This is a genomic window from Kosakonia beeri (genome assembly GCF_054165705.1).
This window is the reverse complement of sequence record NZ_CM135106.1, coordinates 1,218,238-1,235,674: the sequence shown is the minus strand read 5'-3', so window position 1 is coordinate 1,235,674 and position 17,437 is coordinate 1,218,238. Positions and strand designations below refer to the sequence as shown.

At 55.9% G+C, this 17,437-nt stretch carries 15 protein-coding genes; 4 read left to right on the top strand and 11 right to left on the bottom strand.

Going from position 1 to position 17,437, the window contains the following annotated elements:
• Positions 1–46: 46 nt before the first annotated feature.
• From glrR to purL, 4 genes are all read right to left on the bottom strand, one after another.
• Entirely contained in the window at positions 47–1,384 is a 1,338-nt protein-coding gene (glrR, locus tag ACUY4S_RS06070) for a two-component system response regulator GlrR (protein WP_458022237.1), read from the bottom strand.
• Positions 1,381–2,115, bottom strand: coding sequence for a two-component system QseEF-associated lipoprotein QseG (gene qseG, locus ACUY4S_RS06065; RefSeq protein ID WP_458022238.1), 735 nt, complete (start codon positions 2,113–2,115; stop codon positions 1,381–1,383). The genes glrR and qseG overlap by 4 nt, the downstream gene beginning before the upstream one ends.
• The gene (gene qseE, locus ACUY4S_RS06060) at positions 2,116–3,549 is read right to left on the bottom strand and encodes a two component system sensor histidine kinase QseE/GlrK (RefSeq protein WP_312690785.1); all 1,434 of its coding nucleotides are present in this window, start codon (positions 3,547–3,549) and stop codon (positions 2,116–2,118) included.
• Between the two features lie 544 nt (positions 3,550–4,093).
• Positions 4,094–7,981, bottom strand: coding sequence for a phosphoribosylformylglycinamidine synthase (purL, locus tag ACUY4S_RS06055; RefSeq protein WP_458022239.1), 3,888 nt, complete (start codon positions 7,979–7,981; stop codon positions 4,094–4,096).
• A 272-nt stretch (positions 7,982–8,253) separates the two neighbouring features.
• Between purL and mltF the strand changes: the two genes are divergently transcribed.
• Entirely contained in the window at positions 8,254–9,813 is a 1,560-nt protein-coding gene (mltF, locus tag ACUY4S_RS06050; protein WP_458022240.1) for a membrane-bound lytic murein transglycosylase MltF, read from the top strand.
• A 17-nt stretch (positions 9,814–9,830) separates the two neighbouring features.
• Here the strand turns inward: mltF and tadA are convergent, their stop codons facing one another.
• Positions 9,831–10,307, bottom strand: a complete 477-nt coding sequence (tadA, locus tag ACUY4S_RS06045) for a tRNA adenosine(34) deaminase TadA (RefSeq protein ID WP_458024266.1) — start codon at positions 10,305–10,307, stop codon at positions 9,831–9,833.
• 83 nt (positions 10,308–10,390) lie between these two features.
• Positions 10,391–11,026, bottom strand: coding sequence for a phosphatidylglycerophosphatase C (gene yfhb, locus ACUY4S_RS06040; protein WP_458022241.1), 636 nt, complete (start codon positions 11,024–11,026; stop codon positions 10,391–10,393).
• Positions 11,027–11,212: 186 nt separating this feature from the next.
• On the opposite strand from yfhb, the gene ACUY4S_RS06035 reads away from it, so the two are divergent.
• From ACUY4S_RS06035 to ACUY4S_RS06025, 3 genes are all read left to right on the top strand, one after another.
• Positions 11,213–12,460 carry an MFS transporter gene (locus ACUY4S_RS06035; protein ID WP_312690735.1) on the top strand — a complete coding sequence of 416 codons (1,248 nt, stop codon included), beginning with the start codon at positions 11,213–11,215 and terminating at the stop codon, positions 12,458–12,460.
• A 123-nt stretch (positions 12,461–12,583) separates the two neighbouring features.
• Entirely contained in the window at positions 12,584–13,432 is an 849-nt protein-coding gene (locus ACUY4S_RS06030; protein WP_312690737.1) for a MurR/RpiR family transcriptional regulator, read from the top strand.
• Positions 13,433–13,488: 56 nt separating this feature from the next.
• Positions 13,489–13,749, top strand: a complete 261-nt coding sequence (locus ACUY4S_RS06025) for a YfhL family 4Fe-4S dicluster ferredoxin (protein ID WP_458022242.1) — start codon at positions 13,489–13,491, stop codon at positions 13,747–13,749.
• Here the strand turns inward: ACUY4S_RS06025 and acpS are convergent.
• From acpS to rnc, 5 genes are all read right to left on the bottom strand, one after another.
• Complete coding sequence (gene acpS, locus ACUY4S_RS06020) at positions 13,746–14,126, bottom strand: holo-ACP synthase (protein ID WP_312690742.1); 381 nt, start codon at positions 14,124–14,126, stop codon at positions 13,746–13,748. The genes ACUY4S_RS06025 and acpS overlap by 4 nt on opposite strands.
• The gene (gene pdxJ / locus ACUY4S_RS06015) at positions 14,126–14,857 is read right to left on the bottom strand and encodes a pyridoxine 5'-phosphate synthase (protein ID WP_312690744.1); all 732 of its coding nucleotides are present in this window, start codon (positions 14,855–14,857) and stop codon (positions 14,126–14,128) included. Before pdxJ ends, acpS begins: the two co-directional genes overlap by 1 nt.
• A 66-nt stretch (positions 14,858–14,923) precedes the next feature.
• On the bottom strand, positions 14,924–15,631 hold the full coding sequence (gene recO / locus ACUY4S_RS06010) for a DNA repair protein RecO (RefSeq protein WP_312690746.1): 708 nt from the start codon (positions 15,629–15,631) through the stop codon (positions 14,924–14,926).
• 32 nt (positions 15,632–15,663) lie between these two features.
• Positions 15,664–16,575, bottom strand: coding sequence for a GTPase Era (gene era / locus ACUY4S_RS06005; protein WP_312690747.1), 912 nt, complete (start codon positions 16,573–16,575; stop codon positions 15,664–15,666).
• A complete protein-coding gene (rnc, locus tag ACUY4S_RS06000; RefSeq protein ID WP_312690749.1) occupies positions 16,572–17,252 on the bottom strand; it encodes a ribonuclease III in 681 nt (226 codons plus the stop codon). Before rnc ends, era begins: the two co-directional genes overlap by 4 nt.
• Positions 17,253–17,437: the final 185 nt, after the last annotated feature.

Genomic DNA, 17,437 nt, shown 5'->3' with positions numbered 1-17,437 from the left:
AGCGGCATCGTAATCGGTTGCTCACAGTATCATAATCACTACGCCATTACTCTTTAAAGTCGTTGGCGTCCAGTTCATGCCGTGAGAGTAATTTGTAAAATTCAGTACGGTTACGCCCGGCCATGCGAGCGGCGTGCGTCACATTGCCTTTGGTGATCTGCAAAAGCTTACGCAGGTAGTTAAGTTCAAACTGGTTACGCGCTTCAACAAAAGTCGGCAGCGCCGTATTTTCGCCTTCCAGCGCTTGTTCAACCAGCGCATCGCTGATCACCGGCGACGAGGTCAGCGCCACACATTGCTCAATGACGTTGACCAACTGGCGCACATTACCTGGCCAGCTGGCGGTCATCAGCCGCTTCATTGCATCGGTGGAAAAAGCGCGCACAAAGGGTTTATGACGGGCTGCAGACTGCCGCAACAGATGAGTGGCCAGCAGCGGAATATCTTCTGCCCGCTCCGCCAGTGCCGGAAGTTTGAGGTTTACCACGTTAAGGCGATAGAACAGATCTTCGCGAAACTCGCCGCGCTCCATCGCTTTCGGTAAATCGCGGTGTGTTGCCGAGATAATCCGCACATTAATATCGATATCGCGGTTACTGCCAAGCGGGCGAACCTTACGCTCCTGTAACACGCGCAGCAGCTTGACCTGTAACGGGATCGGCATGTCGCCTATCTCATCAAGAAATAACGTGCCGCCTTCCGCCGCCTGGAACAGCCCTTCGCGGCTGCTTACCGCGCCGGTAAACGCGCCGCGCGCATGGCCAAACAGTTCTGATTCCAGCAATTGTTCCGGTAATGCACCGCAGTTAATGGCAATAAAAGCGCTTTTACTGCGCGGGCTGGCATTATGGATCGCCTGCGCGAGGATCTCTTTGCCGGTGCCGCTTTGCCCGTTAATCAGCACGCTGACATCCGACTGGGCCACCATCCGGGCCTGCTCCAGCAAACGCAACATCAGCGGGCTGCGGGTAACAATGCTTTCTCGCCATTGATCATCCGAGGCCGGGCCACGATGTTCCAGCGCTTCATCAATGGCCTTGTAGAGCGCATCTTTATCAACAGGCTTGGTCAGGAAACTAAACACGCCCTGTTGCGTAGCCGCTACCGCATCCGGGATGGATCCATGCGCCGTCAGAATGATGACCGGCATTCCCGGTTGCACGCGCTGGATTTCAGCAAACAACTGCATGCCGTCCATTTCATCCATTCGCAGGTCGCTGATCACCAGATCCACTTTCTCGCGCGCGAGAATACGCAACCCTTCCTGCCCACTTTCTGCCGTGACGATACTGTAACCCTCGCTGGTGAGGCGCAGCCCCAGCAATTTCAGCAGGCCAGGATCATCGTCCACCAGCAGCAAATGGGCGGGTTTGCGGTTTGTCATGGTTTCACTTCCTCCTGATCCCCATCGCTTTTAGAGGGGCGGACGCTATCCGGCATATCGCCTGTGGCAGGTTTACGCGTGGAGAGCCGCCGTTCAATATCGGTCAGCGTTTCCAGCTTACGTGTCGTGGTATCGAGTTGTTCGCGCAGGTATTGCTGCTGCTGACGCAAGCTATCCAGCTCGCCGTCAGTAGACTGTTGCAATTTGCTATAGCGGCTGCGCTCCTCCGCTAACTGGAGTTGCAGCATTTCGCCATCGCGCCAGAGCTGAAACAGCGGGCGAACCTGCGCAGGAATTGACGGGCTGAGCGCATCCAGCCGTACGCTGTAATCGCGACGCTCCAGCGGCGAGATTTTCGCGCTGGACAGCAAAACCCCACGGCGGAAGGTGGACGGCCAGGTGTCGTCTGCCCAGGCACGTGCTTCCGCCCGCGCTGCGGCTGGCGCTAAACGCTGAGCGCAGTCCATGGCACGCAGCCAGTAAAGGGGGTTGGTGTCAACATGCGGGCCTGACAGAAGCCAGATATCATCACAATCGGTGGACAAAAAATCCGCCAGTTGCTGTTCCGGGAGGCGTTCTTCCTGGCCATTATGAATGGCGCTTTGCGGCTTTTGCGCCACGCACCCCGCCAGCAGCAGGCAGGGAAAAAGACGCAGCCATTTCGGAGGCTGTGAAACCGCGTTAATCACGCGAGAAAAAAGATGCGACATACTTACCAGGTCCAGGTTCATTTAAGCTATTTTTTCCGGCACGTTGAGCGGTAACGCAATGCGGAAACAGACGTCGGCTTTGCTGTCGCTCACCAAGTGCAATTCGCCCTGCATGCGGCGAATACAATCTCTGGCAATGCTAAGCCCTAACCCGCTGCCTTTTACCGCTCCTTTTCGTTGATGGCTGCCCTGAAAAAAGGGCTCAAAGATCATATCGCGCTCTGCCTCAGGGATCGGGGTACCGGTATTTGCCACCTCAATAAAGAGCCGCGCGCCGGCAGTATAGCTGTGCAGATAAATGTTACCGGATTCAGCACCATAGTGCACCGCGTTGGAATAAAGATTATCCAGCACGCTCATCAGTAACATGGGTTCAGCCTGGCAGGTCGCCACGTCCAGCGCCACCTCGGTGTGCATCATTTTTGCCCGCGCCGGCAAACTGTGGGCGGAGACAACCATCTCCACCAGCGGCGCAATCTCCACCTCTTCAAGCTTCACTGCCCCATCCGCCAGCTTGCGGTTATAGTCCAGCAATTGCTCAATTAATTTTTGCAGATTGCGGCTGCTGGCATCCAGGATCTCGACAACTTCTTTCTGCTCCGCCGTCAACGGCCCGACCACTTCATCGGCAAGCAGTTCCGTACCTTCACGCATGCTGGCGAGGGGCGTTTTGAGCTCATGAGAGAGATGACGCAAGAATTGATGCCGTTGCGACTCCAGCCAGGCCAGCCTTTCGCTCAACCAGATGATCCGTTCACCGACATAGCGCAACTCGCGGGGGCCTTTAAACACCACGGTATTCCCCAGCGAGCGCCCTTCCCCCAGCCGGTTGATCATGCGTTCAATGCCCTTTACCGGGCCGATGATCATACGGGTGAACAGTAAAACCAGCCCCAGACTGACTAAAAACAGCACCAATGCCTGCCAGCCAAAAAACTGGCCACGCTCAGCGATTTCCAGTTGCAGTTGCTGCCCGCGAGAGAAGACCACGGCGCGGGTCGATTGCACCATTTCAGTATTCGCCGCCGCAAACGCTTCCAGCCTTTCCGACGCGGCCGCGGAGGGACCGCTGTTTTTACACTGCAACTGTGCCAGATCGCTAAGATCCTGGCGCAACGCTTCATAGAGTTTGTTATCCGGCAGTACGCCGGCATGCGCATCGAGCATTTCGCTGTAGCGTTTGCGCTGGTTCTGATAAACCCCGGCCAGCGTGGCATCATCCAGCACACAGTACTGGCGATAGCTGCGTTCCATTTCCAGCGCTGCGTTGGTCATAGCTTCACTGCGACGGGCATCAATAAGTGTGGTGCGGTTGGTCTGTAAGGCCTGTGCGCTAAGCGCGTTCAGGCTTTGCCACGCCTGCCAGGCGAGCACCAGCAACGGTAACAAAATCAGTAAGAACGCCATCATCACCAACTGGCGTAGCGAGCGGGGAAAAACAAACCAACGTTTCAAGGCCATACTCTCGCAAGAAAAGGTACAGGGATGCTAGCTGAGTAATGTGCCGGGGGAAAGCCAGAAACAACAAAGCCGGGCATAAGCCCGGCTCTGTTATAAAATTAGGCGGTGCCTAACTCGACGTTTCGCCCGAAGCCTGATAAAGCAGCGCTATTATCAGCAGGTGGACGGCAGGCACCTTTAAGTGCGTCATTCGAAGTTTATGTAGCACGTCCCGAAGGGGCTGACATAAGAAGGTGAATGAGCCACTGCTTATTATTATGCATGTATTATGCCAACTCGCAAACAAATAATTTAAGTCAATGATTAATAATAATTTTATATTTATGATTATAAACATCCAAATGTGTATCTTTTCAGCACAGTGTCTCTGTTTAACAACACCCACCCACTCCAAATAATAAGATGTTTATAATCAATACATTAAATGTCGCCTTTTGGAGACATATTGAAACGGTCATTGTCGGGAAAACCCGACACTCTGCGATAGACATAAAAAAGCCTCCTTCCCATACAGGAAGGAGGCTCATTATTACCGTGATTAACCCAGTTGTTTACGGGCGTTACGGAAGATGCGCATCCATGGGCTGTCCTCGCCCCAGTTTTCAGGATGCCAGGAGTTAGACACCGTGCGGAATACCCGCTCCGGGTGCGGCATCATAATGGTAACGCGGCCGCTCTCAGTGGTGACCGCCGTAATACCGTTCGGTGATCCGTTCGGGTTAGCCGGGTAGGTTTCAGTGACCTTACCGAAGTTATCAACGAAGCGCAGAGCCACCAGACCTTCGCTTTCGAGCTGCGCCAGATGTGCGCCATCACGAACTTCAACATGGCCTTCGCCATGGGACACGGCGATAGGCATCTGCGAACCGACCATACCGTCCAGCAGCAGCGACGGGCTTTGCGTGACCTCAACCAGGCTGAAACGCGCTTCAAAGCGATCGGAGAGGTTACGCACAAAGCGCGGCCACAGTTCGCTGCCCGGGATCAATTCACGCAGGTTAGACATCATCTGGCACCCGTTACATACGCCCAGTGCCAGTGTCTGCGGACGGTGGAAAAAGGTTTCGAACTCATCGCGGACACGGTCGTTGAACAGAATCGATTTTGCCCAGCCTTCACCCGCGCCCAGTACGTCACCGTAAGAGAAACCACCGCATGCCACCAATGCATGGAAGTTTTCCAGCCCCCGGCGCCCGGTTAACAGATCGCTCATATGAACGTCGATTGCGTCAAAACCGGCACGGTGAAACGCAGCCGCCATTTCAACATGCGAGTTAACGCCCTGCTCACGCAGCACCGCCACTTTCGGGCGCGCACCGGTAGCGATAAACGGCGCGGCGATATCTTCGTTAATATCGAAGGACAGTTTCACGTTCAGGCCCGGATCGGCATCATTCGCTTTCGCGTCGTGCTCCTGATCCGCACATTCCGGGTTATCACGCAGACGCTGCATCTGCCAGGTGGTTTCCGCCCACCACATCCGCAGCGTGGTACGGCTTTCGCTGAACACGGCCTGACCATCAGCTTCAATCACAAAGCGATCGCCCGCGACAGCCTGACCGAGATAGTGAACACAGTCACCAAGACCATAAGCCGCCAGCACACGCTCCACCGCTTCGCGGTCGCCCGCGCGAACCTGAATCACCGCACCCAGCTCTTCATTAAACAGCGCAGCAAGACGATCGCTGCCCAGCGCCGCGATGTTAACATTCACGCCGCAGTGACCGGTAAAGGCCATTTCCGCCAGCGTGACCAGCAGACCACCGTCTGAACGATCGTGGTACGCCAGCAGTTTGCGATCGGCCACCAGGGCCTGAATTGCATCGTAGAAGCCTTTCAGCTGCTCAACGTTGCGCACATCCGCCGGGGTGTCGCCCAGCTGACGGTAAACCTGCGCCAGCGCCGTCGCACCGAGGGCATTACGGCCATTGCCAAGGTCAATCAGCAACAGGGCGTTATCGTCGGTGGAAAGCTGCGGCGTTACCGTATGGCGTACGTCTTCAACACGGGCAAAAGCGGTGATAACCAGCGATAACGGCGAGGTCATCTCACGCTGCTCACTCCCTTCCTGCCAGCGGGTTTTCATCGACATGGAATCTTTGCCCACCGGAATGGTCAGCCCCAGCGCCGGGCAAAGCTCTTCGCCTACCGCTTTGACTGCCGCGTACAGACCAGCATCTTCACCGGGGTGACCTGCCGCCGCCATCCAGTTCGCCGACAGTTTGATACGTTTGATGTCGCCAATCTGCGTGGCGGCAATGTTGGTCAGTGCTTCGCCGACGGCCAGACGGGCAGAGGCCGCGAAGTCCAGCAGCGCGACCGGGGCGCGTTCGCCCAGCGCCATGGCTTCGCCATAATAGCTATCAAGGCTGGCAGTGGTGACCGCACAGTTAGCCACAGGGATCTGCCATGGTCCTACCATCTGATCGCGGGCAACCATACCGGTGACCGTGCGGTCGCCAATGGTAACAAGGAAGGTTTTTTCCGCCACGGTAGGTAAGTGCAGCACACGGTTTACCGCCTCAGCGATGGAAATCCCCTGCGCATTGAATGCATCGCCCGTCGCCTGGCGGGTTGCCACGTCGCGCGTCATCTTCGGCGTTTTACCCAGCAGTACATCCAGCGGCATATCGATCGGCTGATCGTTAAAATGGCTGTCGTTCAGCGTAAGATGCTGCGCTTCAGTGGCTTCGCCGATGACCGCGTAAGGGGCGCGTTCGCGACGGCACAGCTCGTCGAAAAGCGCCAGCTGATCGGCGGCTACGGCCAGTACATAGCGTTCCTGCGATTCGTTGCACCAGATTTCCAGCGGGCTCATACCCGGCTCATCGCTGAGAATATCGCGTAGCTCGAAACGACCACCACGTCCACCATCGCTGACCAGCTCCGGCATGGCATTGGACAGACCGCCTGCGCCGACGTCATGAATAAACAGGATCGGGTTCGCCTCGCCCAACTGCCAGCAACGATCGATAACTTCCTGGCAGCGGCGCTCCATTTCCGGGTTATCGCGCTGTACCGAGGCAAAATCCAGATCCGCATCCGACTGCCCGGAGGCCATAGAAGACGCCGCGCCGCCGCCAAGGCCGATATTCATTGCCGGACCACCCAGTACGATCAATTTCGCGCCAACGGTGATCTCGCCTTTCTGCACATGATCGGCGCGGATGTTGCCGATCCCGCCAGCCAGCATGATCGGTTTGTGATAGCCGCGCAGCTCTTCGCCGTTGTGGCTGTTCACTTTCTCTTCATAAGTACGGAAGTAGCCATTCAGCGCCGGGCGACCAAACTCGTTGTTAAATGCCGCGCCACCCAGCGGGCCATCCGTCATGATATCCAGCGCGGTTACAATGCGTTCCGGCTTACCAAAATCTTCTTCCCATGGCTGCTCAAAACCCGGAATACGCAGGTTGGAAACAGAAAAGCCCACCAGCCCTGCTTTCGGCTTCGCACCGCGACCGGTTGCCCCTTCATCGCGGATTTCACCGCCGGATCCGGTTGCCGCGCCCGGCCAGGGCGAGATCGCCGTCGGGTGGTTATGGGTTTCGACCTTCATCAAAATATGCGCCGGCTCCTGATGGAAATCGTAACGCCCTTCACCGCGGTCAGCGAAGAAGCGGCCAACGTCAGAACCTTCCATCACCGCTGCATTATCTTTATAGGCAGACAGCACGAAATCAGGTGTTTGCTCGAAGGTGTTTTTAATCATTTTGAACAGCGACTTCGGCTGCTGCTCGCCATCAATCACCCAGTCGGCGTTAAAAATTTTATGACGGCAGTGCTCAGAGTTGGCCTGCGCAAACATATAGAGTTCGATATCATTCGGATTGCGTCCCAGCCGGGTAAAGGCATCCTGCAGATAGTCAATTTCATCTTCCGCCAGCGCCAGGCCGAGACGCAGGTTAGCGTCAATCAGCGCCTGGCGGCCTTTACCGAGCAGGTCGACGCTCTGCACCGGTGCAGGCTGATGGTGTTTAAACAGGCGTTCAGCATCCGCCTGCGAGGTAAAGACACTCTCCATCATCCGGTCATGCAATCCGGCGGCAACCTCGGCCAGCTGCGCGTCGGTCAGCCCGCTGGTTTCAACGTAGTAAGCCACACCGCGCTCAAGGCGATTGATTTTGTTAAGACCGCAATTGTGGGCGATATCTGTCGCTTTAGAAGACCAGGGAGAGAGGGTGCCAGGACGAGGAGTGACGAGCAGTAACGTTCCGGTCGGGGTATGGCTGCTCAGGTTCGGGCCATACTTTAGCAGGCGCTGGAGCCGGGCGTATTCGTCTTCGGTCAGGGTGTCGTTCAGATCGGCGAAGTGCGCATACTCGGCGTAAATATTACTTACCGGGAGGTTGGCCGCCTGAAAACGCGCCAGCAGTTTGTTGATACGGAAAGCGGACAATGCAGGCGAACCACGCAGAATTTCCATCATTAGTCTCTCGTCTTCGATTACGCAGCGTCGGGGACGCTTTAAGTGTGCACCAGGGGAAAACGGGCGTCATTATAGAGAATACTGCGCGCCTACGAAACCGTTTGCGTCGAAATAAAATCGCTGCGGATTTTTAACAATAGCTGTCGCCGAACGCTCTAATTAGTTGCCAACTGGCGTTTTGTTGCGCAGAATGCCGCACATTCACCGACAAAGATTACTGTTATCATCACGAAAACCTCCTGAGGCAAAGCACGGCGCAGAGAATTAACTCCTTGAAAAAATTTAAGATTAATTATCTGCTCATCGGCATTGTCACCCTGCTGCTGGCAGCGGCCCTGTGGCCTTCTATCCCCTGGTTCGGCAAAGCCGATAACCGCGTCGCGGCGATTAAAGCCCGCGGGGAATTGCGCGTCAGTACGATCGCCACACCGTTGACTTATACCAGTATTGATGGCAAATCCTACGGCCTGGATTACGACCTGGCGCAGCATTTCGCGGATTATCTGGGTGTGAAACTGAAAGTAACGGTCCGCCAGAATATCAGCCAGTTATTCGACGATCTCGACAATGACGATGCCGATATGCTGGCTGCCGGGCTGGTGTATAACAGCGAGCGCATCAAAAACTACCAGAGCGGCCCCGTTTACTATTCTGTCTCGCAGCAGCTGGTTTACCGCGTGGGTAGCCCGCGCCCACGCTCGCTGCAATCACTGACTGCCAGCCAACTGACCATCGCCCCCGGGCATGTGGTGATCGACGATTTGCGTGAGCTTAAAGAGAAAAAATACCCGGATTTAAGCTGGACGGTAGATGAAAAACTCGGTACCAATGCGCTGATGGAGCAAGTCCTCGAAGGCAAGCTGAGCTATACCGTGGCCGATTCCGTCGCCATTAGTCTGTTTCAGCGCGTGCACCCGGAACTGGCCGTCGCGCTGGATGTGACCGATGAACAACCCGTCACCTGGTTCAGCAAACGCGATGAGGACAATACACTGTCTGCAGCGATGCTCGACTTCTTCAATAATATGAATGAAGACGGCACGCTTGCCCGCCTTGAGGAGAAGTATCTCGGGCATGGCGACGACTTTGATTATGTCGATACACGCAGCTTCCTGCGCGCGGTGGACAGCGTCCTCCCCGATCTGCAACCGCTGTTCGAGAAGTACGCTCAGCAAATCGACTGGCGCTTGCTGGCGGCGATTTCCTATCAGGAATCGCACTGGGATGCGCAGGCTACATCGCCGACCGGTGTTCGCGGCCTGATGATGTTGACCAAAAACACGGCGCAAAGCCTGGGGCTCAGCGATCGTACCGATGCGGAACAAAGTATTAGTGGCGGTGCGCGTTACTTGCAGGACATGATGAGTAAAGTGCCGGACAGCGTACCGCAGGATGAGAAGATATGGTTCGCGCTGGCAGCCTACAACATGGGCTATGCACATATGCTGGATGCCCGTGCGCTGACGGCAAAAACGAAAGGGAACCCGGACAGCTGGGCCGATGTAAAGCAGCGTTTGCCGTTACTGAGCCAGAAACCCTGGTACAGCAAACTGACCTACGGTTATGCGCGCGGTCACGAAGCCTACTCCTACGTCGAAAATATTCGTAAGTATGAAATCAGCCTGGTCGGCTACCTGCTGGAGAAAGAGAAAGAAGCCGCGAAAGCGTTAAAGCTGGCGCAGAGTTACCCGGTGGTTTCAACAGATGAATTGAATCGCCCTGCTTACGGTATTCTGCCCTTTAGCGCTTTTACCACCCGCGATCCGTTTCCGCGCAACCCGCTGCTGACGCCGGATGTGCTGGTCAAAAACCCCGGCAAAGTGAAGCGCTAAGCGTTTCCCGGCAAGGCCTACAAACCGGGAGTATCGGAAGCGGTTTTCTTGAGCGCTTTTTTCTCCAGCCTGCGCTGGCGAAAAAAGTCACTCAACATAGCGGCGCATTCGTCGCGCAGCACCCCTTCAGTGATGGCCACCCGGTGATTCATCCCCGGATGATGCAGAACATCGAGCAGCGAGCCAGCCGCGCCGGTTTTCGCATCCCGCGCGCCAAACACCAGATGACCAATACGGCTGTGCACCATGGCGCCTGCGCACATCACACAGGGTTCGAGCGTGACGTACAACGTGGTGTCGATCAGGCGGTAGTTCTGCAATACCAGCCCGCCCTGGCGCAGCGCCATGATCTCGGCATGAGCGGTGGGATCGTGGCGGCCAATGGGTCGGTTCCAGCCCTCGCCAATCACCTGATCGTTATGTACCAGCACCGCGCCCACCGGGACTTCGCCCTCTTCCCAGGCGCGTTTTGCCAGCGTCAGCGCATAACGCATCCAGTACTCATGATTCAGTTCAGGGTTAGACAAAGGCGTGACTCCAGTGATCCAGGCGGGCGCATTATACAGCCGTTGGTGTTTTATTCCAGTTGCTGCAATTCGCCGCGCGGCGTCACGCGCCAGCGATGCTGGCAGAAGTAGAGCAGTGGGTTGTCCTGCTTACTGTCGCTGTAGCCGCTGTAAAGCCGCAGCGGCGTGCCAATTTTGCGTTCCAGTTGCGCCACTTTTTCATGGCCCAGGCAGCGCATTGTCAGCACCCAACCGCCATAGCGACGACGAATTTGACTGGCAATAATGTTTACGCCTGGCAACCACGGTGTGTCGCAATAGACCTGCTCTACCAGCGACTGCGGAGAACCGGTGATCAACCAGATGTCTGCATCGGAAGCGGCAAGGTATTGCGTCAGGCGCGCCTGCACCACCGGAAAGGCAGTCACATGTCCACGAAACCAGCTCACAAACTGCTGCTCGCGTTGCTTCAGTTTGCGTTCGCTGTGACCAAAAGTGCAGCCCCACAGTAACAGACTCATCGGCCAGCGTGCCGCCCGCCCTTTAATCAACAACGCCCCGGCAATCACCGGCAACAGCGGCAGCACCAACAGAGCATTTAACGGCTGATGGCGCAGCAGATAGCGCAAAAAAGTCCCGAACATATCCTGCTGGTGAAGTGTTCCGTCAAGATCAAAAAAAACGACACGGCGCTCGCTGGTAGCCAAATGTTATCCCTCTGCTGGTTAAACGCCGACCGCCTATTGTCTACCTGCTGGCGATCGCTATACGAATAGCCTAACAGATAGAACCTGACTTTTCCGGTAACAACCCTACCTGCAATAAAAAGCAGCTATTTAGTTTTACCCCAGATGCTCTACACTGCCACCATCTCACTCTGAAGCCGTTGTCCAATGAATTCGCATAATAAAAAACTGCGCGCGTTTCACTCCGCTCCTTTTCGCAACCTGTTCTTTGCCCGTTTGCTCACCGTGTTGGGCAATGGCATTGCGCCGATTGCGCTGGCTTTTGCGGTACTGGATATTGGCGGTAGCGCCGCCGATTTAGGCATCGTAGTAGCGGCGCGTTCATTGTTCAATGTCGCTTTCTTATTACTCGGCGGCGTACTGGCGGATCGCTACTCCCGTAGCCTGGTGCTGGTTTCCTCGTCGTTGGTGGCTGCGCTGTCGCAGGGCGTTGTCGCCTGGTCGGTGCTGGAAGGAACGGCATCGGTCATGAGTCTGGCGCTGCTCGGCACGCTGAATGGTGCGGCGGCGGGCATTGCGCTCCCGGCCTCCTCTGCGTTGGTGCCGCAGACGGTGCCCGTTCATAACCTGCGCGAGGCGAATGCCCTGATCCAACTTGGCATTTACAGCGGGACGGTGATTGGCGCGTCGCTCGGCGGCATGTTAACCAGTGCCGTCGGTCCCGGCTGGGGTCTGGCGATTGATGCGCTCGGCTTTGCCGTTGCAGCGCCGTTGTACCACGCGATCCGGGTTGGCGTTACGCACGTAGCAGCCCGGACTAACCTGCTACAGGATTTGCGCGATGGCTGGAAAGAGTTCGCCAGCCGGGCCTGGGTGTGGTCGATTGTCGTGCAGTTTACTATTATCAATGCCGCATTTAGCGGTGTAGTGATGGTGCTTGGCCCGGTGGTTGCCGATAGCGCATTCGGCCGTGCCAGCTGGGGAATGATGGTGGCCGCACAAAGTGTCGGGTTGATCGCCGGTTCCTTTCTCGCACTACGCTGGCGACCGCGCCGTGACCTGTTTATTGGCGTAATGCTGGTGGCGATGTGCGCTGTGCCTATTTTCCTGCTGGGTAAGGTGGCACCCACACCGTGGCTGGTTACCGCGTTTTTTCTTGCCGGCACGAGTTTTGGTCTGTTCGGCGTGTCGTGGGCGCAATCACTACAAACCCATATTCCGCCGGATAAACTCGCGCGGGTGTATGCCTACGATGCGTTGGGGTCCTTTATAGCGATTCCGGTGGGCGAACTGGCGGCCGGGCCGCTGGCCCTGCGCTACGGTAATGAAAACGTGTTGGTGGCTTCCGCTATTGCGGTTGTGATCGCCACCGTCGGTGCCAGCCTGATCCCGGCGATACGACGGCTCGACAATTCACCTCAGGCAAAATCGCATCGCGCAGAACGATCGTCCTGACTGTCGTCGAAAGCAGCTTATTGATACTTTGTGGTGCCAGAATTTTTAATTCATAATAACGATCAATGAATGGAATATTAAATTCCTTCATTAGCATGTGATGCAATCGCCTCCGGAGATCCTATGAACTGTTTAATTCGCATTCGCCAGCGCTATCCCGGCCTTGCGCAGAGCGATAAAAAGCTGGCGGAGTTTCTGCTGGAAAACCCTGACCGTGCGCGCCACTTGAGTTCGCAGCAGCTTGCCGCCGAGGCGGGTGTCAGCCAGTCAAGCGTGGTCAAGTTCGCGCAGAAAATGGATTTTAAAGGCTTTCCGGCGATGAAACTGGCGATCAGCGAAGCGCTGGCCAGCAATCCCAACCCCTATTCTATTCCGGTGCATAACCAAATTCGCGGCGACGATCCGCTGCGGGTAGTCGGGGAAAAATTAATCAAAGAGTGCCAGAGCGCGATGCATGCGTCGCTGGATGTGAACAGTGAAGAAAAACTGCTGGAGAGCGTGCGTTTACTGCGTGAGGCGCGCCGCATTATTCTTACCGGGATTGGCGCTTCCGGGCTGGTGGCGCGTAATTTTGGCTGGAAACTGATGAAAATTGGTCTTAACGCCGCCGTCGAGCAGGATATGCACGCCCTGCTGGCGACCGTGCAGGCCATGGAGCCGGGCGATCTGCTGCTGCCGATTTCCTATAGCGGCGAACGGCGCGAGATCAATATGGCGGCAGAAGAAACGCTGCGTGTTGGCGGTAAGATCATGGCGATCACCGGTTTTACACCCAATGCGTTACAGCAACTGGCCACACACTGCCTGTACACCATTGCCGAAGAGCAGGCGACACGCAGCGCCGCCATCTCCTCTACCAGTGCGCAAATGATGCTGACCGATCTGTTATTTATGGCGCTGGTACAGCAGGATCTGGAACATGCGCCGGAACGTATTCGCCATAGTGAGGAGCTGGTAAAAAAACTGGTTTGAGCAGGGAATCATCGTATAATGCCCGCCCTGTTAGTGTTGTTTCTGAGATTTTCCTGATGGCGCTGTTAATCACCAAAAAATGCATCAATTGCGATATGTGCGAACCGGAGTGCCCAAATGAGGCCATTTCGATGGGTGATAGCATCTATGAGATTAACAGCGATCGTTGCACCGAGTGCGTCGGGCACTACGAAACACCCACCTGCCAGAAAGTGTGCCCGATCCCCAATACGATTTTGAAAGATCCTGCGCGCGTGGAAACTGAAGAGCAACTGTGGGACAAATTCGTTCAGTTGCACCACGCGGATAAAATCTAGCTTTCGAGGATGACCGTCGCACACGCATAATGGCGCTCGTCCGCCAGCGTGACGTGCATTGACCGCACCCCTAGTTGCCCTGCCAGGCGCTGCGCCTCATCCCACAAACGCAGGCACGGCTTGCCCAGTTCGTCGTTGTAAACTTCAAACTGATTAAACGCCAGCCCGTTGCGAATGCCGGTGCCAAATGCTTTCGCGGCGGCTTCTTTTACCGCAAAGCGTTTCGCCAGAAAGCGCACCGGCTGCTGGTGGGCCTGGTACTGTACCCATTCGTTGGCGCTGAGTACGCGTTTGGCAAGGCGATCGCCGCTGCGGGCGATCACCGCTTCAATGCGGACTATCTCGACGATATCCGTACCCAGCCCAAGGATCGCCATTATGCGCGCGCTTCCAGCATCAGGCGTTTCATTTCAGCAACGGCCTCTTTCAGCCCGCTCATCACCGCGCGGCCAATAATCGCATGACCAATATTCAGCTCGTGCATTTCCGGCAATGCAGCGATGGCTTTCACATTGTGGTATGTCAGGCCATGGCCCGCATTGACTTTCAACCCCAGACTTGCCGCATAAGTCGCAGCTTTAGCGATGCGCGCCAGCTCTTTAGCCTGCGCGGCGTCGCTGTCAGCGTCAGCATAACATCCGGTGTGGATCTCGATATAGGGCGCACCGACATCTGCGGCCGCTTTGATTTGCGCTTCATCGGCATCGATAAACAGCGATACCAGAATCCCCGCCGCGGCCAGGCGCTGGCAGGCGTCACGCATTTTTTCACGCTGACCCGCCACGTCCAGGCCACCTTCAGTCGTCACTTCCTGGCGTTTTTCCGGCACCAGGCAGCAGAAATGAGGTCTGGTTTCACAGGCAATCGCCAGCATTTCTTCGGTGACCGCCATTTCGAGGTTCATGCGGGTGTCCAGCGTCTGGCGCAAAATACGCACGTCGCGGTCGGTGATATGACGGCGATCTTCTCGCAGATGAACAGTAATGCCATCGGCGCCGGCCTGCTCGGCAATAAAGGCCGCCTGCACCGGATCCGGGTACGCCGTTCCGCGCGCGTTACGCAGCGTTGCGATATGATCGATATTGACACCCAACAGTAATTCAGCCATGACAATCCTCAGTGTTTTCATTGGTTCCGGTGCGGTCTTCGCCGCGACTGACCGGCTATTCTTCCGTTATCGCTTCGGCATAAATTGCCGGAACAGCTCCCGGCTCTTCAGCGGCTTGCCTCCAAGATACGGCTTTAAGGCGATGCGGGTAAAGCGCTTTGCCGCACGCAACGTGTCGGCGTCCGGGAAGTCCCGTTCCGCCAGTGCGCGCAGGTGCCGTCCGGTGAAAGTGCTGTTATCCATCACCACGCTGGCAATAAACCCTTTTTCTTCCCGGTAACGATACGTCATCACATCCTCCACCGGTTCACCGCTGCCCGCACAGTGTAGAAAATCCACGCCATATCCCAAATGCCCCAGCAGCGCCAGCTCAAAACGGCGCAGCACCGGTTCCGGCGTGCCGGTTACGCCAGCCAGCGCCTGGATACAGTGCAGATAATCGAAGAAGAGTTCAGAGAAGCGGGTTTCATGCTCCAGCACACGGGCGATAAGTTCATTAACATAGAGCCCGCTGTAAAGCGTAATGCCGCTGAGCGGCAACGCCAGCGAAACCGCTTCGGCGCTGCGTAATGTTTTGACTTCGCCTCGCCCGCCAAAGCGAACCAGCAAAGGGGTAAAGGGCTGTAATGCGCCTTTGAGATTGGAGCGTTTAGAACGTGCGCCTTTCGCAACAAGGCGCACGCGGCCCGACTCTTCCGTGAAGACGTCCAGCATCAGGCTGGTTTCGCTCCAGGGGCGAGAGTGAAGGACGAACGCGCGTTGCCATCCTTCCATACTATTCTCGTCGTCTGTCAGCCCATGAAGACTTAAAGATCGTCGACGTAACCGAGACTACGCAGGGCGCGTTCGTCATCGGCCCAGCCGGATTTCACTTTGACCCACAGTTCAAGGTGAACTTTGGCTTCAAACATCTCTTCCATGTCTTTACGGGCTTCAATACCGATGGTTTTGATTTTGGCGCCTTTGTTGCCAATCACCATTTTCTTTTGCCCTTCACGCTCAACGAGGATCAGCCCGTTGATGTCGTAACCGCCGCGCTCATTGGTCACAAAGCGTTCAATCTCGACGGTAACTGAGTACGGTAACTCTGCGCCGAGGAAACGCATCAGCTTTTCGCGGATGATTTCTGAAGCCATAAAACGCTGTGAGCGGTCAGTAACGTAATCTTCCGGGAAGTGATGAATCGCTTCCGGCAGATGCTTACGCACGATACTGGCGATGGTATCGACGTTGGTGCCGGTTTCTGCAGAGAGCGGCACAATGTCGAGGAAGTTCATCTGGCTGGCGAGGAACTGCAGGTGCGGCAGCAGATCGGCTTTTTCCTGCACGTTGTCAACTTTGTTGACCGCGAGGATCACCGGCGCTTTGCCTTCACGTAGCTTGTTCAGCACCATTTCATCGTCTGGTGTCCAGCGTGTGCCTTCAACCACGAAAATCACCAGCTCAACGTCACCGATGGAGCTGCTGGCAGCTTTGTTCATCAGACGGTTGATGGCGCGCTTCTCTTCCATGTGCAGACCGGGGGTATCGACGTAAACTGCCTGATACTCGCCTTCGGTATGAATACCGACAATGCGGTGACGCGTGGTCTGCGCTTTGCGCGAGGTAATAGAAATCTTCTGCCCAAGCAGTTTGTTCAACAGTGTGGATTTGCCGACGTTAGGACGCCCAACGATGGCGATAAATCCACAATAGCTTTTTTCAGTTTCAGTGCTCATTCCAGCTCCAGTTTTTTCAGCGCCTGTTCGGCGGCAGCCTGCTCCGCCTTACGGCGGCTGGAACCTGTGCCGACCACCGGTTCGCTCAGGCCGCTGACCTGGCAGTGGATAGTAAATTCCTGATCGTGCGCTTCGCCACGCACCTGCACCACCAGATAAGAGGGCAGCGGCAGATGGCGACCCTGCAAAAACTCTTGCAGGCGCGTTTTCGGATCTTTTTGTTTATCACCCGGACTGATTTCGTCCAGGCGGGTCTGATACCAGCTCAGGATTAATTGTTCGACGGTCTGGATATCGCTATCAAGAAATACCCCGCCAATCAATGCTTCAACGGTGTCCGCCAGAATGGATTCACGGCGAAAACCGCCGCTTTTCAGTTCACCCGGCCCCAGGCGCAGACACTCGCCCAGTTCGAATTCGCGGGCGATTTCCGCCAGCGTATTACCGCGTACCAGCGTAGCGCGCATGCGACTCATATCGCCTTCATCCACACGCGGAAAACGGTGATAGAGGGCGTTCGCAATCACAAAACTTAAAATTGAGTCCCCCAGGAACTCAAGACGTTCATTGTGTTTGCTACTGGCGCTGCGATGGGTTAATGCCTGCTGCAACAGATCCTGATGTTGAAAAGTGTAGCCCAGCTTCCGTTGAAGCCGATTAATTACGATGGGGTTCATGCGATACCAATAAATAAATGCGTCAACAATGCAGCACACGAAACCGACCTGAGAAAACCAACGCGGTTTCGTGTGCTGTGGCACCCGGAGGAGCCAGCCTCAAACTTCGGGGGAATATTCTATACGCAACGACGGGGGTTGTCGTTAGTCTGAAGGGAATAATCGTGGAAATAATTCAGGGCGCA

Excerpts from the sequence above, each read along its gene's own strand:
- ACUY4S_RS06035 (WP_312690735.1), top strand. The coding sequence starts at position 11,213 with ATGAATTCGCATAATAAAAAACTGCGCGCGTTTCACTCCGCTCCTTTT.
- ACUY4S_RS06030 (WP_312690737.1), top strand. The coding sequence starts at position 12,584 with ATGAACTGTTTAATTCGCATTCGCCAGCGCTATCCCGGCCTTGCGCAG.
- rnc (WP_312690749.1), bottom strand. The coding sequence starts at position 17,252 with ATGAACCCCATCGTAATTAATCGGCTTCAACGGAAGCTGGGCTACACT.
- acpS (WP_312690742.1), bottom strand. The coding sequence starts at position 14,126 with ATGGCGATCCTTGGGCTGGGTACGGATATCGTCGAGATAGTCCGCATT.
- purL (WP_458022239.1), bottom strand. The coding sequence starts at position 7,981 with ATGATGGAAATTCTGCGTGGTTCGCCTGCATTGTCCGCTTTCCGTATC.
- tadA (WP_458024266.1), bottom strand. The coding sequence starts at position 10,307 with ATGCGTTATGCGCTGACGCTGGCAAAACGCGCCTGGGAAGAGGGCGAA.
- recO (WP_312690746.1), bottom strand. The coding sequence starts at position 15,631 with ATGGAAGGATGGCAACGCGCGTTCGTCCTTCACTCTCGCCCCTGGAGC.
- qseG (WP_458022238.1), bottom strand. The coding sequence starts at position 2,115 with ATGAACCTGGACCTGGTAAGTATGTCGCATCTTTTTTCTCGCGTGATT.
- era (WP_312690747.1), bottom strand. The coding sequence starts at position 16,575 with ATGAGCACTGAAACTGAAAAAAGCTATTGTGGATTTATCGCCATCGTT.
- glrR (WP_458022237.1), bottom strand. The coding sequence starts at position 1,384 with ATGACAAACCGCAAACCCGCCCATTTGCTGCTGGTGGACGATGATCCT.
- ACUY4S_RS06025 (WP_458022242.1), top strand. The coding sequence starts at position 13,489 with ATGGCGCTGTTAATCACCAAAAAATGCATCAATTGCGATATGTGCGAA.
- pdxJ (WP_312690744.1), bottom strand. The coding sequence starts at position 14,857 with ATGGCTGAATTACTGTTGGGTGTCAATATCGATCATATCGCAACGCTG.